13 protein-coding genes, 1 tRNA gene and 2 pseudogenes are annotated in these 19,810 nt (G+C 69.1%); 9 read left to right on the forward strand and 7 right to left on the reverse strand.

The window, feature by feature from the left end:
- Positions 1–337: 337 nt before the first annotated feature.
- From N4G66_RS03740 to N4G66_RS03760, 5 genes and pseudogenes are all read left to right on the forward strand, one after another.
- A complete protein-coding gene (locus N4G66_RS03740) occupies positions 338–730 on the forward strand; it encodes a DUF6176 family protein (RefSeq protein WP_261702478.1) in 393 nt (130 codons plus the stop codon).
- 742 nt (positions 731–1,472) lie between these two features.
- On the forward strand, positions 1,473–1,799 hold the full coding sequence (locus N4G66_RS03745; RefSeq protein WP_261702479.1) for a hypothetical protein: 327 nt from the start codon (positions 1,473–1,475) through the stop codon (positions 1,797–1,799).
- A gap of 282 nt (positions 1,800–2,081) precedes the next feature.
- A complete protein-coding gene (locus N4G66_RS03750) occupies positions 2,082–2,363 on the forward strand; it encodes a hypothetical protein (protein WP_261702480.1) in 282 nt (93 codons plus the stop codon).
- 495 nt (positions 2,364–2,858) lie between these two features.
- A pseudogene (locus tag N4G66_RS03755) lies at positions 2,859–3,620 on the forward strand (tyrosine-type recombinase/integrase); the annotation flags it as partial.
- A 535-nt stretch (positions 3,621–4,155) separates the two neighbouring features.
- Complete coding sequence (locus N4G66_RS03760) at positions 4,156–5,331, forward strand: hypothetical protein (protein ID WP_261702482.1); 1,176 nt, start codon at positions 4,156–4,158, stop codon at positions 5,329–5,331.
- A 497-nt stretch (positions 5,332–5,828) separates the two neighbouring features.
- On the opposite strand, the gene N4G66_RS03765 is transcribed toward N4G66_RS03760, so the two are convergent.
- Complete coding sequence (locus N4G66_RS03765) at positions 5,829–6,446, reverse strand: hypothetical protein (RefSeq protein WP_261702483.1); 618 nt, start codon at positions 6,444–6,446, stop codon at positions 5,829–5,831.
- Positions 6,447–7,520: 1,074 nt separating this feature from the next.
- Here N4G66_RS03765 and N4G66_RS03770 point away from each other — a divergent pair.
- Positions 7,521–7,742: pseudogene (locus N4G66_RS03770) on the forward strand (tyrosine-type recombinase/integrase); the annotation flags it as partial.
- A gap of 92 nt (positions 7,743–7,834) precedes the next feature.
- Here N4G66_RS03770 and N4G66_RS03775 read toward each other — a convergent pair.
- Positions 7,835–7,909: transfer RNA gene (locus tag N4G66_RS03775), tRNA-Val, on the reverse strand.
- Positions 7,910–8,153: 244 nt separating this feature from the next.
- Between N4G66_RS03775 and N4G66_RS03780 the strand changes: the two genes are divergently transcribed.
- Together N4G66_RS03780 and N4G66_RS03785 are read left to right on the forward strand one after the other, a co-directional pair.
- Positions 8,154–8,978: a DUF4097 domain-containing protein gene (locus N4G66_RS03780; protein ID WP_261702484.1), complete on the forward strand. Its 825-nt coding sequence runs from the start codon at positions 8,154–8,156 to the stop codon at positions 8,976–8,978.
- A 75-nt stretch (positions 8,979–9,053) separates the two neighbouring features.
- A complete protein-coding gene (locus N4G66_RS03785; RefSeq protein ID WP_391858747.1) occupies positions 9,054–10,496 on the forward strand; it encodes a hypothetical protein in 1,443 nt (480 codons plus the stop codon).
- Positions 10,497–10,644: 148 nt separating this feature from the next.
- Here N4G66_RS03785 and N4G66_RS03790 read toward each other — a convergent pair whose 3' ends face one another.
- From N4G66_RS03790 to N4G66_RS03800, 3 genes are all read right to left on the reverse strand, one after another.
- Entirely contained in the window at positions 10,645–11,775 is a 1,131-nt protein-coding gene (locus N4G66_RS03790) for an amidase domain-containing protein (protein ID WP_261702486.1), read from the reverse strand.
- Positions 11,776–11,950: 175 nt separating this feature from the next.
- Positions 11,951–13,249 carry a hypothetical protein gene (locus N4G66_RS03795; protein WP_391858748.1) on the reverse strand — a complete coding sequence of 433 codons (1,299 nt, stop codon included), beginning with the start codon at positions 13,247–13,249 and terminating at the stop codon, positions 11,951–11,953.
- A gap of 93 nt (positions 13,250–13,342) precedes the next feature.
- Positions 13,343–15,424, reverse strand: coding sequence for a transglycosylase domain-containing protein (locus N4G66_RS03800; protein WP_391858749.1), 2,082 nt, complete (start codon positions 15,422–15,424; stop codon positions 13,343–13,345).
- Between the two features lie 319 nt (positions 15,425–15,743).
- Between N4G66_RS03800 and N4G66_RS03805 the strand changes: the two genes are divergently transcribed.
- On the forward strand, positions 15,744–15,971 hold the full coding sequence (locus tag N4G66_RS03805; RefSeq protein WP_261702487.1) for an FmdB family zinc ribbon protein: 228 nt from the start codon (positions 15,744–15,746) through the stop codon (positions 15,969–15,971).
- 404 nt (positions 15,972–16,375) lie between these two features.
- Here N4G66_RS03805 and N4G66_RS03810 read toward each other — a convergent pair whose 3' ends face one another.
- Entirely contained in the window at positions 16,376–17,203 is an 828-nt protein-coding gene (locus N4G66_RS03810) for an HAD family hydrolase (RefSeq protein WP_261702488.1), read from the reverse strand.
- Positions 17,203–19,773, reverse strand: coding sequence for a phosphoribosyltransferase (locus tag N4G66_RS03815; protein ID WP_261702489.1), 2,571 nt, complete (start codon positions 19,771–19,773; stop codon positions 17,203–17,205). The genes N4G66_RS03810 and N4G66_RS03815 overlap by 1 nt, the downstream gene beginning before the upstream one ends.
- Positions 19,774–19,810: the final 37 nt, after the last annotated feature.

The raw sequence follows: 19,810 nt of genomic DNA on the forward strand, positions 1-19,810 counted from the left end.
TACGCTCGGCCGTAAAGGACGGCCCCTGGACAGTACGACCGAGACGGGACGTGAGCGAGTCAGGTGTCCCCGAAGCAAGGTGCCAGGCTGGTCGGGAACACTACCGACGCAGTTTTGAACGTTTGGCCTCATCCTTATCAGGTCGATCGCGGTCCCCCTGGAGGTCGGAGGGATGTCAGCCATCGCGAGGATGGGGTGACCGTTGGAGGCCGCGCTCGTCCGGGCCGGTCCATCGCTGTTGGTGTCAGTTGCTGATGTCAGGCGCCAGGGCCTCTCTTGACAGACCGCCCATCGCGCCCAGGTACCTCGGAAGAGCGTTCTGACAAACTGCCCGCTCATGAGTGAAGATCGCCCTGCGAGCATCCCTTCCGGTCTGGTCGTTGAACTGTCACGTGCCAAGGTCAAACCCGGCGCCGAGGCTGAGGCCGACAGATGGATGCGCATGCTCAATGACCGACTCGACGAATGCATAGCCACGCTGGATCGCGAACGGATGGCGATCGAGATCGTGTTCCGGCTACGGGAAAACGGCGAGGACCATCTGTTCTGGGTCACCGTGAGAGGTGAAGACGGGGCAGGACTGGACCACAGTCTTCCCATCGATCGCGATCACATCGAGCATGCCAAGCGGACGAAGGAACCGGGCTGGGTGGAGGCTGAACCACAGGTGCTCATGCTTCCAGAACCAGTGAGAAAGGCGGTGTTGAGCTGGGCACTGCGAGACCGGTAGCTGCTCGCTCAGTCGTACCAGGCAGTCCGTCCTCGCATCATCCCTCCCCTGGTGCCGGCCGATTCCCCGCCGTAGACATCGTCTTCGCAGTACGCGGCTGCACGACGGATCAGAGCCCCACACGGATCTCTCTCTGGGGCTCTGAGCTGCGGTTCGGGGACCTGTGGGGATTTGAACCCCAGACCCCCTCGATGCGAACTATGGGCGCGACGGTCACTGAGGTCTGCCGGGCACGTCAGACGGTTGCTCAGGGCCGGTGGTGGTCGGGTCTGGTCGCGATGGTTGCTGTACTTCGATGCTGTACAGCCACCTGCCCTGCTGGCCGACCACCACTTTAGGAGCGAGGTGGGGCGGTTGCTGGGATGAGCTGCGGAGACGTGCACTGGGGCAAGTGCACGCTTGTGCTCCGTTGTTGTCGCCGAGTCCCCGTGAGTCCCCGCCCGTTCTGGCACGCGAGTGGCACGGACTTGAGGTGGCGGTGAGGCAGCCGACCCTTGTCGCACCCCGGGTCGCGGCCTTTACCGTGCGGACGACCTCACCGCCAACCACGCTACGCCTTCTGATCCGTAGCTCTAGCCAGTTCGGTCAGCGACGGTCATTCCGGTCACTTCGAGGCCCATGAGGGGCGGCAAGGGACTGGGACAGTCGCTGGGGTTGCTGTACTGCGCTGCGGTACAGCACGCAGGTCGGTCGGTGTGAGATCGACGGAGTACCGCTGACACGCTCCGGCATCATCGCGTGTATGACGCAGAGCGAACCCGTACTGAGGATGGCCGATCTCCGGCGAGCCTGTTCCGTACTCCTGGACGAGACGGAACGCCGGTTCGGCGGTGAGGTGGACCTCTCCGAGTTGCCCGTCGATTACTACTGGAGCCTCGACCTCGCAGCCGCGTTCGACATGAGCCAAACGCCGACAGCGCAGCTTGACTGCGGACAGGTCAGCGACGATGTCGCCGAGATCGCAGCGCTTGTGCGGCGCACCCCAGAGGACGTCATCGCCCTGTGGCACGATCTCGATCACCTCGCCGGTGTGCTGCGCCTGCTCGCGCACCTCGATCTGCCGCGGTGAGCCCAGGGGGACAGTCTTGAAAACCGTCGTGGCGCGAGTCACCGTGGGTTCAAATCCCACACCCACCGCAGGTGAACGGCCCCTAGAAAGCGCCAATATCGGTCGGGGGCCCTCATCGTGGATGTTGCCCGTTGGTGACCGTGACTCCCTGCTGCTTCCCGACCGAACGGGCACAGGAGGGGCACGGGCACAGTCCCAGGTGTACGGAGCCAAACAGGTTATGACTGCCTGATCCGTCCCGCAGTCCCGTGTCCGTCCGCGCGCAACAGTCGTTCCCTGGGCATGACCAAGATCTTCAGTCAAACCCTCGGAGTCGCGGCCGTCGTCGGCGCCTTCGCCCTTGCCGCTGCCGCACCCGCGTCGGCCGACCCCAACCCCATCGGGGACGACATCAGAATCAGCCAGACTGCCAGCGGCAACGAAGGTGCCAACAGCGGAAACGACGGGTTGCTCAGCAACCACAACAGCGGCAACGGCAACTCTGCCGCCAACAACATCGTCGACCCATCGAACGTTGCCCTCATCAACACGGTGAAGCAGCTCGGAGGCTTCCTGGAGCTCTGAGCTAGGCCACCGGTCTTCTCCCTCTCCGCCGAGTGGGTCGTCCATCTGTACCGGTGGAGTCGCGATTCATGGCGGGCACTCGCCCCGGGGAAAGGTCCTCGGCCTGAGCCTTCGGGAATGAGGTCGGCGGAACGGCTTTGGGCTGGAGCTGCCATGGGGCGAGTGATCATGGCCCGGTAAGCTTCCTGCGAGTCGGGCAGTCTGTGGACCTGCCCGGTAAAGCACGACGTTGGGGCCATGATCTTAGAGGCTCGCCCCATGGTGGCTGCCTAATCCGTTGCCAAGGGCGTTCCGAGGAAGCGGTTGGTTCCCGGGATGTTCGAGTGCCGGACCGTGACACCTCGTGGCTGCCGGGCGGGCAACGCCTCGCTTTAGACAGCGTGCACGGTCCTGGTGCTCATGGTGGTGGCGGTCATGTGAGCGCCGTGCGGATGCCCCAAGAGGCCCTGGCGTGTGATGCCTCAAGGCAGAGCGGCGACATGCGGTGCGCGGGCACTTGACGCGGGGGTCGGGCCGGCCACCGTCTCCAAGGCGTATCAGGTCCTCCGGGCCATCCTGAACACGGCCGTGGATGACGGGCTGATCGAGCGCAATCCGTGCCGGGTCAAAGGTGCGGGGACGGTCACCCACACCGAGCGGCCGTTCCTCTCAGTGCCCGAGGTGTACCGGCTCGCCGACGCGGTGCCGCCGCACTGCCGCGCCCTGGTGCTCCTGGCCGCGTTCGCCGCGCTCCACTCCGGTGAGCTGGCCGTTCTCCAACGCCGGGACATCGACCTGGAGGCCCGTACCGTCTCCGTCCGCCGCTCGTACGCCGAGACCCGGACGGATGGCCTTACGGTCAAGGCGCCCAAGAGTGCGGCGGGTGTCCGCACCGTGGCGTTCCCGGCCTCGCTCGTGCCCGAGCTCGCGCACCACCTGGCCGAGCACGCGGAGGCCGGCCGAACCGGGCTCGTCTTCGTCGGCGCCCGCGGTGGTGTCCTGCGGCGGAACAATTTCCGGCGGATCTGGCTCCGCACGCTCGCCTCGACCGGTCTCGGTGACGTCCACTTCCACGATCTCCGGCACACCGGCAACACCCTCGCCGCGACCGGCGGTGCCACCACCCGTGAGCTGATGCAGCGGATGGGCCACTCGTCGGTGCGGGCCGCGCTGATCTATCAGCACCTCGTCAACGGGCGCGACCACCAGATCGCCGACTACGTGGACGGTCAGATCAGGAAGGTGCGGCGGCCTCCGCGCGGCCCATCTGGCACGTGAGTGGCACGACGGCCCCGAGCGGCCGAAAAAGATCAAGGCCCAGGCATCCGGATTCGTACCGGCTGACCTGGGCCTTGTTCGTGTCCTGAGACTGGTGGGCGCGGACGGTTTCGAACCGCCGACATCCGCCTTGTAAGTCCGATCCGAGTTCGCTCCGGCCGCTGTCGGCTGATGGTGCGATGGCTGGACAGAGGCGCTGGTGTACGTACCCGTCTGGCGTCGTCGATGTCAGCCGTGGATGTCAGAAGCCTCCCGACCCGTGCCCCCAAGGAGATCGGCCTCGACCAGCCTTCCACGGACGGACGCCTGCGATGGTGCTCGACGCGCTGCGCCCGCGCGCCGGCCAGACAGTGGCCGCACCTCGGAATCCGCCCTGAAGCCTGGTACAACCCTGGGCCCGCCGGACTTGTCCTCACAGGTAAAGGCCATGCACCCGGGCTCGCCGGCACGTTCGCGGCGCCTGCCCTGCTCTGCCCGGGCCACGTTCGGAAGGGAACACGTGATCAGACGGATCGGGCTGGGGCGGGTATTTGCGGTGACGGCTGCCGTGTTGGGCGGGGGGCTGCTCCCGGGCGTGCCGGTGACGCACCAGCCCGGGCAGGGGGACGCGGGGTTGCTGCCCGCGGGGAGCAGTCGCGTCCTCCGGGCGGAGAGTGCGGAAGACGAGGACCGGCTGACGCTCGACCGTCTGGAACAGGACGGCGGCGAGCTCATCCACAAAGGGTCGACGTTTCACGTGCGTGGCGGGTTCACCTATCACGGCGAGCGGGCACTGCGGCAGGTCGCCGTCTCCATGAAGGTGTCCGAGGGGATCTCGTTCACGACGGAGTACAGCAACTGCGAGTACGGCGAGTATGTGCCGTTTTCCCCGGAGCTCCGGGGGTCCCGCCAGGCGGTGTGCCTGATCGACGCGCGGGTCGAACCCGGCGAGTCCGTCGACCTGGCACCCGTCACCCTGAAGGCGGGCAGTCTGGCCGAGGCAGGAGCCGTAGACATGCTCGTGGGAGAGGTCGAGAAGAGGGGCTGGTCCGGCCTCAAGTGGCGGGACCGGCATCGGGGCCGGGGCGAGGAGCTGACCCTCGCGCGGCGCACCGGCAGCGTGCCGCCCGCCGCCCGCCAGACCGCTGGCACGTACAGCATTCTGTTCGTGTCCATGGACAACCCGTGGGATCTCAAGGTGACGGGCGCCGCGCTCAAGGGCAGGAAGGGTGAGACGGTCACGGCCGACCTGGCCCTGGACTTCCACGGCGCCAACGTCAGGGCCCAACGGAGCAGCGAGAACGACGAGCCGTTCGCCAATGTCGAAGTGCGGCTCCCCAAGGGCGTGACCGTACTGAGCACCCCGAAGCACTGCAGGCTCACCAACAGCAGGACGGTGAAGACCTACACGTGCGACTACGGCTTGTACACCTCCGGCTTCGACGAACCCCTGCTCCGGGACGGATTCCACGTCGCCTATCCCTTCAAGCTGCGGATCGACGACCCGTCCAAGCTCACCGGCGGCAGGATCCGTGTCGTGGACGCCGAGGCGAGGCCGCTGCGGAAAGACGCCGACCCCAAGAACAACACCGCTCCCATCACCACCGGCGCAGCCGACGGCTCCGGTGCGACGGCCTGGGCCGTAGCCGCGAGTGCGGCAGCCGTGGCGCTGACCGGGCTCCTCGCCGCCGCCCTGATCCGCACCCGCCGCGCCCGCCAACGGACGGGCTGACGCCACCTGGCAGGGTCCGCCCCCGCTTTTGGATGCTCTGGAGTTCCTCAACTCACCTACGCCGACGGGCACCTGCGCAAGTGTCCGCCGCGCCGCCTCTGAGCAGGGGCGCGGCTGTTGTCGACTGTCGCCAGTTGTCGACGTCGGCCACCCTCGGACGGCCCAGAGACGGCCCGGCTCACGGACCCGATGAGCCGCTGGCCCATGCATCGCGACCAGGTACGACAAGACCCCGGACGGCTACCTCGCCGGACTCCGCCTGCGCGCGTCGATGAGTGCGGACCCGTCACCGTCCGACGACGTTGATGTCAGCCGTGGATGTCAGCCACCGCCGATCAAGCACGACTTCGGAGGCCGTTGCGACTTCCGGCGTGGCGCTGATCAGAGACGAACGATGCTCCTTCGCTCAGGTGCCAATCCACGAATATGCGGCAGCTTGGCCGGCCCGTGCGTTATCGCCTGAGCCGTCCCGGGCAGCCGCGGAGCCATTGGCGACGTCAAATGGAGACGTCAGTGGTAACTGACGCGCCGTTCCCGAGAAGGAGCTCGAGCAGGGCAGCGTCGTGGGGGCGTAGCCAGTAGGACTCGGTGCCGAGATCCACAGCTACGGTGTACCCCATTCGGGCCTGTGTGCCATTCTGCTGCTGGCGCTCCCGACGTGCGGCCACCGGGCCCTGAAGGTTGATCGGCTGGTCAGTGCTGCCCTTCCCGCGCTTGCGCCAGGCCAGACAGACCTCGCCGTCCGAGGACTGGTGCAGGAGCACGTGGCCGAGGGTCTGACTGCCGTCGCGCAGGCCAAGCGAGAGCATGCTGAGACGCACTCCTTGCCGAAGCCTCGCGGCGTCGGCCTCGACCGTGCGGGAGGCTCCCAGCCCGAGGCGAGCGGTCAGTTTTGCGGCCCAGCCGCGGTACAGGGCGCAGGTCGCTTGCGCCCCCTTCGGAGCCATGAGGAAGGAAACCGGAAGTAGCGCCCAAATCAACGGCTGAAGAACAAAAAAGAAGATCACGAAGCCCAGCAGACCGAGTGGCGCCCCTCCCAACGTCAGGCCGCCGAAAAACAGACCGAAGCCGACAGCAAACAGGATCAAGAGGTGTATCTGAGTACGGACGTTCACGGTTCCCACCAGTGTGCTTACTGTTCCAATTAGGCGAACCGGCAGGCTATCTGATGATCAGAGCTCGTTGACCATGGAGAACGTAGTGGTTCTCAGGCCAGCCTCGGGCGGGAGTGCGGACACACGTGGGCGTCGGCGCGATCTTTGGTCGATGGCACGCCCGGACTGGAGTCGAGCATGGCCAGGGAGCCGTACGCCAGCCGCGAATGCGGCTGGCTCCTGCCTGCCCGTAACAAGCCCGATCGGCTCCCTCGTCTTGCTCGACGTCGGGTTCCAGGCAACACGTTCTCCGGGTGCGGTGGGGCAGCGACGATCAGTCGGCCTGACGGCTCGAACTACCGAGCCTGTGGCACGGGTGTGGCACGGCCGTGATCACGACAAGAGCCAGCTCCAGAGGATCAAGCCTCTGAACTGGCCCTTAGCCGTGTGCCCCGGCAGGATTCGAACCTGCGACACCCGCTTTGGGAGCGAGGTTGGGCGATCAGGAGCCTGACCTGCAATTTCCCTGCCTCGGGTAGAGGCTGGCCGTACCGCCCTGACGAACCCCGGTTCCCCGTGAGTCCCCGTGCGTTCTGGCACGAAAGTGGCACGGCCGGCCGCCTCTGCGCTGTTACGGCGATGCAGTCGCCTCTCTACGCCGAGCGAGCCGACGCCGGGCCACAAAGAGATTGCCCAAGATCATGGCCGCTGCTCCCGCAATGACCCAGTCCATGGATCCTCCGTGGCGGTGGGCGCTGAGTCCGACTGCTAACAACGTTGCGCCTACTGCCAGGTCCATCAGGTCGCGGAGGATGTACTTCCGTCTCGTGACCCTCGAAAGGTTGACCATGCTTGATCATGGCAGGTGAACACGCTTGCTGATAGGGCGAATTCCCTTCCACGACCTACGCTTTGGACACGCGGTCGGCGAAGTCTCAATGGGCGAGTCAAGTGGTACACGGTCTTGAAAACCGTCGTGGCGTGAGGCATCACCGTTCGAATCCTCGACGTTCCTGCTGCCTCCCGAAGCGGTGAATATCTGCTGTCCGTTCTCGTGGACAAAGCCAGCTCCGCACGCTCACCTCGACCGGTCTCGGTGACGTGCACTTCCACGATCTCCGGCACACCGGGAACACCCTCGCCGCGACCGGCGGCGCCACCACCCGTGAGCTGATGCAGCGGATGGGCCACTCGTCGGTGCGGGCCGCGCTGGTCTATCAGCACCTCGTCAACGGACGAGACCACCAGATCGCCGACTACGTGGACGGTCAGATCAGGAAGGTGCGGCGGCCTCCGCGCGGCCCATCTGGCACGTGAATGGCACGACGGCCCCGAGCAGCCGAAAAAGATCAAGGCCCAGGCATCCGGATTCGCACCGGCTGACCTGGGCCTTGTTCGTGTCCTGAGACTGGTGGGCGCGGACGGTTTCGAACCGCCGACATCCGCCTTGTAAGGGCGGCGCTCTACCACTGAGCTACGCGCCCAGGACGAGTCGACAGCCTACATTGCCCGGGGGTGTGCCCCGCAAACCCGTATCCGGCGAGTGGGTGGCGGGGCGGAGGGCGGGACGGGACCTGGTGGGGCAGCCCGGGGGTTATCCCCACCCCTTGTCCGGGAGCGGGCCGGATCGTCCCGGGCTCCGTGGATGCCTACCGTCGGAGAGGCTTCGCGGACCGGCTCCGGTCGAAGGCCGAAGCGACTCGCAGACCGTCCCAGGGGGAAAACGTCATGGCCCGCACACGCACCCGTAGCACCACCCGGAACCGTACCCACAGCGCCGCACGCGCCACACGCAGCCGTGCCGCCGCCGTCAGCGGTGTCGTGCTCGCGCTCGTCGTGGGCGCCAGCGCGTGCGGCGCGGCCGCCGGGGACGACAAGCACCCCGATCATCGGACCTTCGGGCTGCACGGGCGGACCCTGACCGTCGACTCGGACGACTCCGCGCTCGATCTGGTGGTGTCGGACTCCGCGAAGGCCGGCGAGGTCCAGGTCACCCGGTGGTTCCAGGGGCATGTCACGCTCGGCGGGGACCCCAGGGTCACCTGGGCGATGAAGGACGGCGACCGGCTGGTGCTGCGGATGAAATGCTCGGGAGTCGTCGCCGACTGCTCGGCCCGGCACCGGATCGTGGTGCCGCGCGGGGTGGCGGTCAAGGTGGAGGACGGGGACGGGCGGGTGAGCGCGCAGGGCTTCGAGGAAGCGCTGAGCATTCGTACGTCGGACGGTTCGGTGCGGGTCAGCGACTCCTCGGGAGCGCTGGATCTGCGCAGCGGAGACGGCTCGATCCGGGCGGTGGGCGTGGAGGCCCGCAGCGTACGGGCCCGTACCGAGGACGGCTCGGTGCTGCTCGAACTCGGCGCCGTGCCGGACCTGGTGGACTCCCGCAGCGGAGACGGCTCCGTCTCCGTCGTGCTGCCCCGGGCCACCTACCGGGTGACGGCCGAAAGCGGTGACGGCTCGGTCCAGGTGGACGTGCCCCGCGACGACTCCAGTTCCCACCGGGTCTCCGCGCACACCGGCGACGGAAAGATCACGGTACGAACAGCGAACTGACCGGCCCGTGTGTTCGTCTTCAACCGGTGGGAGAATGACAGCCGGGCAAGGCGGATGACAGCACGGGAGAGGGATGTGACGGCGACACCTTCGCAGCCGTATTCGCCGTTTGCGCGACGCGCGCGGCCTGCACACCCTCTTGCCCCTGGGCGAGGCCCCTCGCCGGAGCGGCCGGCGCCGCCGGAGCACCGGCCTCGTTCGTACGTCGCCCGTGACGTGCTCACGCTCGTCGCATTGCCCCTGCTCGCCGCCCTCGCGCTGCCCGCGGCCTTCGCGGGAGGCGGCACCCGGCGCTGGTTCGGCGGACGGGCCGAGGGCCAGCGGGCCGAGGCGCAGGCCGCCAAGGACGCAGCGGCGGAGGCGTTCTACGAACTCGACACCGCCCAGCGCGACCTGCGGATCTCGATCGAGACCATCACGGCCGTGGACGACTCCCCGGCCGCCCGGCGGGTGGTCTCCGACTTCGAGGCGCTGGGGCGGCGGATCGACGAGGCCAGCCAGAAGTACATCACCGCCGTCGACGCCCACGATCTGGACCGGGACGAGCTGGAGGCGTCGGTCGCGGCGCGGGCCCGTGGCGAACTCGTCGCCGCGAAGGACGAACTGGACCGCGCGAAGGCCGATCTGGACCGGTTCGAGCAGAGTCTCGGGCCGCTGCTCGGCAAGGCCGAGACGCAGCTCGCCCGGCTGGCTCCGGCTGTCGAGCGCGCCCGGCAGACGCTGCTCGCCGCCTCGAACGCCCTCGATTCCGTACGACAGTCGGGGCTGAGGGCCGACGATCTCGCCGCCCGGCTCGCCACTCTCGGCCCCGAGCTGACCAAGCTCAACCAGGGCGCCGGGCAGCACGGCGTGCCCGAGACCCTGGAGCGTGCCGAGCGGGTTTCGCGGGAGGCCGCGGCGGTGCGCTCGGAGGCGGAGGGGCTGCCGGAGCGGGCCGCCGAGATCGACCACCGGCTCGTTTCGCTGCGGACCCGCGCGCAGGCGCTGACGACCCGCTCGGGGCAGGTGGAGCCCGTGCTGAGCGAGTTGCGTCGGCGGTTCTCCGCGGCGTGCTGGCAGGACCTCCAGCATGTGCCGGAGCAGGCCGCGGAGAACGTGCGGCAGGCCGAGGCGAAGCTGAAGGAGGCGCGGGCCGCGCGCGAGGCGCAGCGCTGGCCGGACGCGACCTCGCTGCTGGCGACGGTGCGCGCGCTGCTGAACGGCACCGACGAGGCCGTGTCGGCGGCCGGTGACCGGCTGCGGCGGCTGAACGCCGTGCAGAAGGACCCCCAGCAGGAGATCGACCGCACCCGGTTCGCGATCCGGGACGCGCAGCGGCTGGCCATGGCGGGCCGCACCACCCCCGACCCCCGGCAGGCCGGTCCGCTCGACGACTCGGTCGCCCGGCTCGACCGGGCCGTCGCCACACTGGAGGGCCGGCACCCCGACTACTGGCACTTCCTGACCGAGACGGAGGCGGTGCGCCAGACGGTGGCGGGCGTGGTCGCGCAGATCCGCGAGCAGCGCGGCGGCGGCTGAGGGCGGCGGGGAAGGCCCCGGGCGAGGAAGGCTGCCTCCCGGCGGCAGTCGGTGGGCGATGGGCATGCCCCGGCGGCCGTCGCGGACCCCGGCAGCGGCCCTGCGGCGCGCGCATCCGTCGCGTCGCAGGGCCGTGCCGGGGCACTGATCAGGTGCGGTACGCGTAGTACGCCGCGTTCGGGTACGACGCTATGAGGCTGGACACCGACCGCCGGTAGGTGTCGATGTCGTGGTAGGTCACGTACGGCACCCCACTGGCGCTCCGGTACGACGTGATCATGGAGTGGTCCTTGGACCCGTCCTTGTCGAAGTCCATCTGCATGACGTCACCGACGTCCATCTGGTAGACGTTCGCCAGGGGCGTGGAGCGTCGGGCGGTCTGGGTGAACCAGGACAACTCGTTGACGCCGACCCAGGTGTCGGTCTGGGTGGTCGCGCCGTAGTTCCAGGTGCCGTAGTCCTCGTCGGAGCTGGTGACCGGCGCCCAGCCGCCTGCCTTCAGGGACTGGCTGACGTAGTTGGTGCAGTCGCCGCCGACGGAGTTGAAGCTGCGGTAGGCGGGGTTGTAGTTCTTCCAGTACGTCTCGGCGTACGTCGCCATGGCCGCGTAGTCGTACGGGCCGCCGGTGAGCGTCTTGGCGTTGGCGGGCGCGGGGTACGTGGTCGCTGCCCGGGGGGCGTCGACAGCGGCCATCGTGGTCCTGCGGGGTGTCGTCGTGACGGGCTCGTTGACCTGCCGGGGACCCTTGTCCGTCGACCGCTCGCCCGTCAGCTTCCAGGTGCCGTCCGGCCGGGCGGCGAAGGTCAGTACGTGGTGGGCGCGAAAGCCCGTGGTGGCGGGCTCGTCGCCGCGGATCCTCCGGTAGGTGAGGGTGGTGGTCTCGGTGACCCAGGCGGTGGCCCGCTGTCCCGTCACACGGGTTCTGTTCACGGCGACCCGGGTGTCGGCGGCGCTGTAGGCCTCGCCGAGGGCCGCGAGGCGGGACCGGGTGCCATGCAGCGAGGAGACCGCGGTGTTCTCGGTGTGGACGAGGGCGTCGGCCACCCGTATGCCCGCCGTGGTCGCCTTCAGGGCCGTACGGGCCGTCGGGGCCCGGTCCAGCAGGGCGGCCGTGCGGTCGGTGAACACGGCGTCGGCCACGCGGCCGAAGGCGTCGGCCGTCGACGCGGTCACCCGGGGAGCGGGGGCCGCCGCGTGGGCGGCGGACAGGGGCAGCAGGAGGGCTGAGAGGGTGATCGCCCCCACGGTCGAGCAACTGCGGCTTAAGTTCTTCGCCATCACTGATGATTCTCCTTGATCCCCGGTCGGACTCCAGGGAAGGGAATCTTTACATGTCCCACTCAACTGTGCCGAATCCGGGGGGAGTTCGCATCGGGTACAACCAAGTCCCTTATGTCGGAGGTAAGTTGATGTTCAATGCATTGCCGGGGCGCCGCCGACCCTATGGCCGGCACTACTTCACCACGGTCGACCAGTCCGGCGACTGGGCGGGGTCCAGGCTGCGCAGGCGTTCCAGGGTCTCGGGCTTCTGCACGTCGAGCCAGTTGGTCAGCTCTTGGAAGGACACACAGCGAACGCCCTTCTTCGTGCACACGTTCTTGATGACCTGGTCGATGGCCTTCATGTAGATGCCGCCGTTCCAGTCCTCGAAGTGGTTGCCGATGAACAGCGGTGCCCGGCTGCCGTAGTAGACGCGGTTGAAACCGGCCTCGTAGGACTTGACGGTCTCCTGTTCCCACTGCGGGTACTGGGCCGGGTCTCCCTCGGTCTCACCGTCGGACTGGTTGTAGAGGAAGTTGAAGTCCATGGACAGGCCTTGGTACTTGCCGTTCTCGTAGGGGAGCATCTGGAGCGGGAAGTCCCACACGCCCTCCTTCTTCTTGGGCCATATCTGGAAGTCGCCCGCGGAGCTGGCGTCGTAGCGCCAGTTGTACTTCTTGGCCGTGGCCTTCATGGCCTTGAGCAGGTTCTTCTGGCCTTCGAGGCAGGGTGCGCGCCCGCCGCTGATGGCGCGGGCCGGGTCGAAGGGCAGCGGCGCCAGGTCGGTGTAACCGGTGTTGGTCTTCCACTTCTCCAGGAAGGAGAAGAACTGGTTGATCTCGCTCTCCCACTCCGTCACGCTCCACTCCCCGCCGCCCTTGTCGCCGCAGAAGTGGCCGTTGAAGTGGGTGCCGATCTCGTTGCCCTGCTTCCACGCCTTGCCGAGCTCCTCCAGCGTGGCGCGCAGGTGCTCGTCGGTGGCGTAGCTGATGGCCGCCGAGCCCGGCGAGTGCATCGGCGGTTCGTAGAGCGTCTTCTTGTCCTTGGGCAGCAGGTAGATGCCGGTCAGGAAGAACGTCATGTGGGCGTTGTACTGCTGGGCCAGCTCCTGGTAGTGCGAGAAGAGCTGGTCGTCGCCCTGGAGGGCACCGTCCCAGGAGAAGACGACGAACTGGGGCGGCTTCTCACCGGGCTTGAGCGGTACAGCCTTCAACTCGCCCTTCTGCGGGCCGGTGTAGGACGTGGAGCCGTCGCCCAGCACATGGGTCTTCCCGTCCCACACCGGTTCCTTCTTCGCCTTGGCGGCGTCGGAACCGTGCGCGCGGGCGGACGCGGCCGGTGTGGTGTGGTCCGTGTTCAGGGCCAGGTAGGTGGCGGCCACGGACGTGACGACGAGGAAGGCCGTCATGGCCGCGAAGCTCTGGCGTGCGGAGGTGGCGGCAGAACCGGGATCGGGCTCACGGCGACGGCGCCGGCTGTGCTTCGAGTTCATACGGGGCACATTCTGCGAGGGGGGTGGAAGGAGCGTGGCGCGGCCACCGGGTGGCCGTCGGCGGGGGCCGGACCGGTCGGTCGGCCGACGGGGTCAGCGAAGCGGGCTCATGGCACCGGACCAGATGCCGTACGGCACGTCGGCGAGGGGTGCGCCGGCGATCCCCTTGAGCGGCAGGGGTTCGAGGCTCTTGGACAAATCGATGCGGTACAGGACCACCGCCGTCGACACGGAACGGTTCGAGCCCACGTACCAGGCGGCCTTGTCGTCCAGCGTGGCGCCCCGCTTTCCGGCCACCTGCGCCGAGAGGGGGGCCGCGCCGGGGTGACCGGTGCGGAAGGAGTCCGAGAGCGCCTCGGTGACCTGGCGGGCCACCTCCGCGCGCATCGCGCGATGGGGTGCGGGCATGTCCAGCCTGACGCTGGCGCCGTTGCGGGTGATGCGGTGCACGGAGTACGGCGCGATGTGCGTTCCACCGGCGGCGAAGGTGGCGTAGGCGCTGGCCATGCGGATCGCGCTGGGCGTGGAGGTGCCGAGGGACAGTCCGGGCACCTGCGGCCCGATGCTGGAGGACAGCAGACCCGACGCCTCGGCGGTCTCGCGCACCTTGTCCAGACCGGCGTCCATGCCGAGCTGCATGAACGGTGTGTTCACGTTCGCCGCGAGCGCCGAACGCAGCGTGATCCGGCCGTAGTTCTTGTTGCCCTCGTTGTGGGCGGCGACCTTCTTGCCGCCGCGGTCCCAGTAGGGGCCTTCGGGCGTGCTGACCGGGACGCCGTCGTCGCCGTTGTAGAGGGAGTCGGGGGTGACCGGTGTGACCGCGCCTTCGCGGGTCTTGCGGACGCCGTTCTCCAGGGCGGCGGCGTAGACGAACGGCAGGAAGGCCGAACCGGCCGGGACGGTGGTGGCGTTGGACTCGTTGTAGCCCTGTTCACGGTGGTCGGGACCGCCGTAGACGGCGAGGACCCGACCATCGGCGGCGATCGAGGCGGCACCGTAGTGGGCCGCCTTCGCGTCCCCCGGGTGCTCCTTCTTCGCCTGTTTGCGGGCCTTGGCCACGACGTCGGTGAGCGCGGTCTCCCGCTTGCGGTCGAAGGTCGTGTAGATCTGGTAGCCGCCGAGGTCGAAGTCCCGGTCCGAGATGTGCCCGGACTTCTTGGCGTACTGGGTCGCCAGCTCGACCAGGTAGTCGCTCTGCTTCCCGGTGTCGTAGGACCCGGTCTGCTTGATCGGCTCGGGGAACTTCTTGTACGTGTCCCGCTCGGCCTGCGACAGTTTGCCGTACTCGACCATGCGGTCGAGGATCCAGGACCAACGCTCCACGGCCCGCTGGTGGTTGGCCTTGCTCAGGGTGGGGTCGTAGAGGCCCGCGCCCTTGAGGAGCGCGGCGAGGAAGGCGCCCTCGCTGGCGTTGAGGCGGCTCACGTCCTTGCCGTAGTAGGCCTGCGAGGCCCGCTGGAGGCCGTAGGTGCCGCGCCCGAACCAGCTGGTGTTGAGATAGCCCTCGAGGATCTTGTCCTTGCTCATCTTGTTGTCGAGCTTGAGGGCGATCATGGCCTCGGTGAACTTGCGGGTCACCGAACGGTTCTGGGTCAGGTAGACGTTCTTGACGTACTGCTGGGTGATGGTGGAGCCGCCCTGGGTGTCTCCCTGGCCGACCGTGCGCACCAGGGCGCGGGCCAGGCCCTTGGCGGAGATGCCGGGGTCGGTGTAGAAGCTCTCGTTCTCCGCCGCGAGGACCGCCGAGCGCACGTCCTCGGGTATGTCCTTCAGCGGCATGGCCTGGCGCCGCACCCAGCCGGTACGGGCCATCGGCGTGCCGTCCGACCAGAAGTAGACGTTGTCCTGCTGGGTGGCATATGTGTTCAGGTTCTGGGGTATGTCCGTTGCGGCGTAAGCAATGACGAGCAGCGAGCCGCTCAGTCCGATGGAGAGCGCGACGGCGCCGAGCCACTGCCGCCAGGACGGCATCCAGCGTCGCCAACCGGCCCGACCGGGGCGCGGATAGGCGGGTCTGAGGCGACGGGCGAGCGGCACGAGGCGTGCGGCCAGTCCGGACAGCGGGGTGGGCTGCGAGGGCTTGCGGCGACTGCCGCGACCGCGCTGCGGTCCGGTTGGGCTAGCCACAGCGCACCCCTGCTCCCGGGCGGCCCAAAGACAGGGGATTCGGAGCATCGTTGCGATGCCATGTCCTGGTCACGACTGCGTCTCCCTCCGCACTTCGGAATTGCGCGCGCGGGTAGTTGCAGCGGCCGCTTTCGCGGCTGCGAGCCCCCCTCCCCGACCTTGCGGCTCGTCGCGGCCCTATTAAATTATCAGCGACCAATGCGATCCCTTCGATCGGCAACGAGACAAAAAAGCTCAAGGGGCAACGGAGTTCACCGGTTTCCCCCTTCGACCGGCCCTCACTCGCGCCCCGGGGACCTCGATCCGCCACGCCAGCCGAGGTCGCAGAGCCCTACGGACGACGGCTCGTTCCGGCTAACCTGTGCGCATGCCTCGCTACGAGTACCGCTGCCGGACCTGCGGCGACACCTTTGAACTGAGCCGCCCCATGGCCGAATCCGCCGCTCCTGCCGCCTGCCCGGCAGGGCACGACGACACCGTCAAACTACTGTCGACGGTCGCTGTCGCCAGGGGTGGTTCGGCGTCCGCGCCGGCGCCCGCACCGCGTTCGAACGGCGGAGGAGGCGGGTGCTGCGGCGGCGGCTGCTGCGGCTGATCCCGGGGGAATTTCTTACCAACTCTTCAGTCCCGCCCGAATCCGCTCCGGCGTGTCGCGGCGGAACGGCCCCGATCATCCCCAACAGGACGATACCGGGAGCAAGTTCGGCATATCCCTCAGTTCATGCCGATCCGGTCGCATCACGGGCGGAGCGGATCATGACCGCTGAATACGACGGGGCTGGGAGCGAGTTCGACACCCCGACTACCCCGCCCGCCCCGCCCGGAAGCTGACGTTTTGCGGACCGGCACCCGCACGCCCCATCGCGACAAGGCGAAGTCAGGTTCGGGCGCGCCAGGTTCGGGGCACGCCCGGTCCGGTCCCGCGCCGGGGGTTCCAGGGGCGGAACGCCCCCGGACGCACCCGCCACCACGGGACCGGAACCTGGTTCCGCGTGTCCCTCAGGCCGGTCCCGACCCGGCGCAGGCGCCCACGAACTCGCGCAGGATCCGCTCCCCCGCCGCGACACCCCGCTCCGGCAGCGCGGTGATCGCCGGTGCCGTCCAGTCGGCCTCGGCGAGTTCACCGTGGCCCGGACGCCAGCCGCGGTCGGCTGCGAGCAGCAGGTCGGCGTCGAGCAGCGAGTCCCCGGCGGCGAGGGTGAGGACGGCTCCGGTACGGCGGGCGACCTCGCGTACGGCCGCGCTCTTGGTGAGCGGCTTCGGCACGGCGTAGATCTTGCGGCCCTGCAGCGAGACCGTCCAGCCGCGGTTCTCCGCCCACACGGCCAGGTCCTTCACCCACTGCTCGGGGAGCAGTTCACGCTCCACCACGAGATAGGCGAACAGGTCCTCGGCGACCCGGTGCTTGCGCACCCAGACCGGGTCCGCGGTGGCCTCCAGGTGCTCGCGCACCTCGTCGAGCGGCGCGCACTCGGACGCGAGGCGCTCCTTCACGACCGTGTGCCAGTCGAGGTCGGAGACACCGTCGACGAGCAGATGTCCGCCGTTGGCGCAGATCGCGTACTCCGGCGCCGGACCGGGCAGGTTGATGCGCTGGTACTGCTTGCGGGTGCGGGTCGTGGTCGGCACGAAGTGCGCGAGGTCACCGAGTTCGGTGAGCAGTGCGGCGGCCGTCTCCGTCATGAAGGAGAGCGGTCTGCTCTCGTGCACCTCGACGCAGAGCAGCCGGGGCGCGCGGGCGTCCGGCATGGTGAGGGCGAGCGCGGCGGAGGAGTAGATGAGCGTGCGGTCGAGGTCGCTGGCGACGAGCACCTTGGGCGCGGACATCAGAGGGTCACCGCCTTGCCGTCGGCACCGGTCGCGCCGCGCGTGTACTTCGGGTGGATCAACCCCACGCAGGTGTACGGGAGTTCCTCGACCTCCTCGACGGGTACCCCGCGCTGCCCGGCGAGCAGCCGGACGTGGTCGAGGTCGGCGCCCGCACCGGCGCGCGCGAGGATCTTCCAGGGGACCCGGCGCAGCAGGACCCGGGTGGTCTCGCCGACGCCCGGCTTGACGAGGTTCACGTCGTGGATCCCGTACTCCTCGCTGATCCGCTCGACCGCCGCCCAGCCCTCCCAGGTGGGGGTGCGTTCGGCGGCGAGGAGTTCCTTCGCCCGGTCGCGGGCCGATTCGGCGACGTCGGGGAAGTGGGCCGCCACAGCGTCCAGGAACTCGACCGAGACGTCGGAGCCGGCGAGCTCGCGGTAGAACTTCGCGCCGTGGAAGTCGTGTTCGCCGACCAGGTCGGAGCGCAGTACCGTGCGCGAAATCAGCCCGGAGACGGTGGAGTTGAGACAGGCGGAAGGGATGAGGAAGTCCTCGCGGGTGCCGTACGTGCGCACGCAGGATCCCGGATCGGCGAGCACCGCTATCTCCGGGTCGAAGCCCGTGATGCCCTCGGCTTCCTCGAACTCCTCGATGGCGTCGGCGAGTTCACGGGTGATGGCACCCTTGCCGGTCCAGCCGTCGACGAAGACGACGTCCGCCGGGTCGTGGTGGGCGGCGAGCCAGCGCAGCGCGTTGGCATCGATGCCGCGACCGCGGACGATGGAGACGGCGTAGTGCGGCAGGTCGAGGCCGTGCTGGTGCTGGGCCCAGCGGCGCATCAGAACACCGACGGGGGTTCCGGCCCGGGCCAGGGACACCAGGACGGGGCGCGGCGACCGGTCGGCGAGCACCAGCTCGGTGACGGCGCCGACGGCCTCGGCGATCCGGGCGGCCGAGGTGGCGAGGGCCGCGCGGAAGAGCTCCTGGTACTCGGTGCTCGGCTGGTACTCGACGGGCAGCGACTCGGCGTAGTGGGCGCCGCCGCTCTGGATCGCCTCCTCGCGCTCCTCGGTCGGCGCCTCCAGCGTCACGTCCGACAGGTCCTGCAGCAGCCAGCCGACCTCGTCGGGGGCGTACGAGGAGAAGGCGGGGCCGCGGAGGGGCTCGGGCAGCATGGATGGCCTTTCGGTGGACGGCCGTGCGGGGACGTACGACGGGACGACGGCGAGCAGGACTCGCGGGGTGTGCGCCGCCAGCCGGTCCAACAGGCCGTCGGGCGCGTGCAGTTCAAAGGTATCGGCGGCGGAGTCCACGACCGCCACGACGGCGTCGAAGCCGGCGCCCGCGACGTTGTAGGCGTAGCGCTCGCCGGGACCGTCGTCCGGGTTGTCGTGGGCCGGGAAGGCGATGCGGCTGCGGATGGCGTAGCCGGGGTCGTCGAGGGCGAGCACCGGGGACCGGGTCGTGGTGGAGAAGCGCACCTCGGCGGGCAGCAGCTGTTCCAGCTCGTGGGCCAGTCGGAGCGGGGCGTACATCAGCTCCTCGAAGCCGAGCACCAGGACACGGCGGGCGCCGTCGGGCAGGGCGGCGGCGAGCCGTGCCGCCATGGCGGGCAGGGCACTGTCCAGGCGTATTCGGTGTCCGGGCGTGAACCCGTGCCGTCCGCCGTCGGGGAGGCCGTGGGGCCAGCCGAGCTCGACGCGGACGGCCCGGCCCGCGCCGTCGGGCGCCGGAGCGGGGGCGCCGGGCGCCGGGGCGGGGGCGCCGGACACCGGAGCGGGGGCGCCGGGCGCCGCCGCCTCGTGCCGGGCGACCAGGGCCGTCCCCTTCGCCAGGACGTCCTCGGGGAGGCGCACCGTGCCCGACGCGGCCGCGATCAGGTCCACGCGGGCGCCGATGTCCCCGGCGAACTTCTCGAAGCGCGCGTGGTCGGCCTGCGACCGCATGTCGACCAGCGCCACGACGACGTACCGCTCGCGCGGGTAGCGCTCGTGCAGGTCACGGATCGTGTTGAGGACGGTGTTGCCGGTGGAGAACTCGTCGTCGACGAGGACCAGCGGGCCCGAGCCCGCCAGCAGACCCGGGTCCTCGGGAAGCAGGAGATGCGAGGTGGCGTGCGAGTGGGACTCCTCGAAGCCGCCCGCCGCCCGGACCCCGCGGACCGGGCGGCGGGTGGAGTGGAGATAGGGCGCGACGCCCACCCCGTCCGCGACCGAGTGGCCGAGCCCGGTGGCGGTCTCGGCATACCCGAGGACCACGGCCGCGCGGGCCTCGTCGGCACCCAGCAGCTCGCGCACCCGCCGGCCGAGCTCGACGCCGTACCCGTGGACGACGGCCGGTGACTGCGGCACGTGCTTGCCCAGGACGTTCGAGACGAGCAGGTGGGCACGCTTGGGGTTGCGCCGCAGCGCGAGCCCCAGCAGGCCGCTCAGCCCTTCGTCGCCGACGAGCTCGACGCCGAGCCGCTCGGCGACCCAGGTCCCGGTCCACACCACTTCATCCACGCCATCGACGCCGTCCGGACCGTCCGGACCGTGGGGGCCGTGCGCGTCGTCGGGGTGGTTCGGGTCGTGCGCTGGGGTGTTCATCGGTTCCTTGCTGTCGGGGTTGCGCGCCGCTCGGCCG

Origin of the sequence: Streptomyces rhizosphaerihabitans, from assembly GCF_025399795.1 — a bacterium.
Lineage (GTDB): Bacteria > Actinomycetota > Actinomycetes > Streptomycetales > Streptomycetaceae > Streptomyces > Streptomyces rhizosphaerihabitans.

Bases quoted from the DNA above. Each gene is read 5' to 3' on its own strand.
- N4G66_RS03815 (WP_261702489.1), bottom strand. From the start codon at position 19,773: ATGAACACCCCAGCGCACGACCCGAACCACCCCGACGACGCGCACGGC.
- N4G66_RS03810 (WP_261702488.1), bottom strand. From the start codon at position 17,203: ATGTCCGCGCCCAAGGTGCTCGTCGCCAGCGACCTCGACCGCACGCTC.
- N4G66_RS03780 (WP_261702484.1), top strand. From the start codon at position 8,154: ATGGCCCGCACACGCACCCGTAGCACCACCCGGAACCGTACCCACAGC.
- N4G66_RS03800 (WP_391858749.1), bottom strand. From the start codon at position 15,424: ATGCTCCGAATCCCCTGTCTTTGGGCCGCCCGGGAGCAGGGGTGCGCT.
- N4G66_RS03740 (WP_261702478.1), top strand. From the start codon at position 338: ATGAGTGAAGATCGCCCTGCGAGCATCCCTTCCGGTCTGGTCGTTGAA.
- N4G66_RS03805 (WP_261702487.1), top strand. From the start codon at position 15,744: ATGCCTCGCTACGAGTACCGCTGCCGGACCTGCGGCGACACCTTTGAA.
- N4G66_RS03745 (WP_261702479.1), top strand. From the start codon at position 1,473: ATGACGCAGAGCGAACCCGTACTGAGGATGGCCGATCTCCGGCGAGCC.
- N4G66_RS03750 (WP_261702480.1), top strand. From the start codon at position 2,082: ATGACCAAGATCTTCAGTCAAACCCTCGGAGTCGCGGCCGTCGTCGGC.
- N4G66_RS03790 (WP_261702486.1), bottom strand. From the start codon at position 11,775: ATGGCGAAGAACTTAAGCCGCAGTTGCTCGACCGTGGGGGCGATCACC.
- N4G66_RS03795 (WP_391858748.1), bottom strand. From the start codon at position 13,249: ATGAACTCGAAGCACAGCCGGCGCCGTCGCCGTGAGCCCGATCCCGGT.